The sequence below is a fragment of the Bradyrhizobium sp. th-b2 genome (assembly GCF_000426785.1).
Taxonomy (GTDB): domain Bacteria; phylum Pseudomonadota; class Alphaproteobacteria; order Rhizobiales; family Xanthobacteraceae; genus Bradyrhizobium; species Bradyrhizobium septentrionale.
In genome coordinates this window covers 1-1,734 of sequence record NZ_AUGA01000229.1, presented here as the reverse complement: position 1 = coordinate 1,734, position 1,734 = coordinate 1, and the positions used below count along the sequence as shown (strand labels likewise).

Here is a 1,734-nt window from a genome sequence, read left to right as displayed (position 1 = left end):
CGGACGACGACGCGCGTCGGCTGCGCCATGCCGAGCTCACGCTCGCCGCATAGGCCAAATTACGATTAGCCGCTTAAGCGCCGAAAATTTCCGCGCGCGAACAGCGACGGGCCGATCTCGCACCCGGCGGCGGCTTGCCGGAGCGCCGCCACCGGCGGCTAAATCAGGTCTGTCGCCAGCATGCCGCCTAGCCGCCCGGGACACGGCAATCGCACGCTCTTCCGGGAGCCAGTGCACCGAGGCGGCTCCGGGATCAAAGCCCACGTGCAGTTCGTATAGGCCGTCCTGCTGTGATACTGATCGCCTCCGCGCCGGAGGAGGTCAGGTAGCGGATACCGGCGTTTTCACTTGCGCAGTGCGCGCAAATCCCCTCTCCCCTCAAGGAATGCTGGCGCAGGTTGCCACGTCACGACTACACTACCGCGTTTTTAAAAGTTCGATTCGAGGTCATGTTGGCTGCGCCGATTGTAAAGCTGCCGTACCAGTTCAATGGACTGTCCCTGTCGAAGGTTGCGGCCGATCTCGCGGCGCACGCCGTCAACGGCTGGCCGCCGGAGGTTATCATCGATTTCGGCAATCTCGGCTTTGTCCGACCGGCTGGCATCGTGTTTCTCAGCAACTTATTCGCATGGATGAGCGCGCATCAAACCAAAATCACGCTCACCAACCTCAGCGGCAATGGTGACGCCGTCAGGTTTCTGGACGACTCCCTGTTCTTCGAGCAGCATTGCGGCGCAAAGCTCCGCCCGGATGCATCACCACGGTCGACAACGCGACCACTGATGAGGATAGCTCATCAGGATTGCCATGGCTGGCTGGAACACAACCTAGTTCCTTGGCTCGCTGCGCGCCTGTCGATCTCTCCCGCGTCGCTCTACATGTTCAAAAATTGCGTGGCCGAGCTGTTCAACAACATTCAGGACCACACCCAGCTCGACATAGGCACCATCTGCGCGCAGCACTTCCCTCGGGAGTCCTTGGTTTACATATCCCTGTCGGACATGGGGCTCGGAATCCCCGGGCGGGTCCGGACCCTGCTGCCGCAGTTGTCGGACGCGCAAGCCATCATCAAGGCTACCGAGGCCGGATTCACGACCAAGACGACCCCGGGAAATCGAGGGATCGGCCTCGCTTACCTCCTCAATGCCGTCAAGGTAAACGGCGGAACGGTCTCGATTTACTCGCTCAACGCGATAGTCCGGTTCCCGCCGCAAGGCGGCCCGTTCATCGTTCCGGAACGTCGGATTTTGCCCGGGAACAACTATCGACATTGTGCTCAGAACGGATACGATTGAAGCCCTTCCCGATGACCGGGAAGACCTCGAATGGTGATGGAAATGCGAGAGCGTATAGTAGTAGCTCGCACTTCGGGCCGCGCAGATACTGCCGAGCAAGGTAGCCGCCTTTACGACGCGCTGTGCAACGCGCTGGCGCGGCGCGATGTTATTGTCGAGCTGGATTTTCAGAGCATCACCACCGCAACGTCGTCGTTTGCCAACCTTGCTTTCGTGCAACTGCTCACAAGATGGCCCTTGGCGGAATTGAAGCACCGCCTGAGGGTGGTGAACTCGACGCGCCAGATCAACGAGATGATCAAATCCCGGCTAGAGCGCGAGGGCAACTCGGGCAAGGCGGTCGCCTAGGAGCCCGTCCAGATATGTTTTCGTGACGGGCATTTGTTGTAGAGTAGCAGGCTCAGGCTGCGTTTGCGAGGTTGAACAGCTTGAGGAGGTT

The 1,734-nt window shown here is 59.9% G+C and carries 2 protein-coding genes; both read left to right on the top strand.

The annotated features are described in order from the left end of the window. The first annotated feature begins 398 nt into the window (after nt 1–398). The gene (locus K359_RS63925; protein WP_198031301.1) at nt 399–1,295 is read left to right on the top strand and encodes a hypothetical protein; all 897 of its coding nucleotides are present in this window, start codon (nt 399–401) and stop codon (nt 1,293–1,295) included. A gap of 30 nt (nt 1,296–1,325) precedes the next feature. Continuing rightward, nucleotides 1,326–1,643, top strand: a complete 318-nt coding sequence (locus tag K359_RS58175; RefSeq protein ID WP_051346860.1) for an STAS-like domain-containing protein — start codon at nt 1,326–1,328, stop codon at nt 1,641–1,643. The last annotated feature ends 91 nt before the right edge of the window (nt 1,644–1,734 follow it).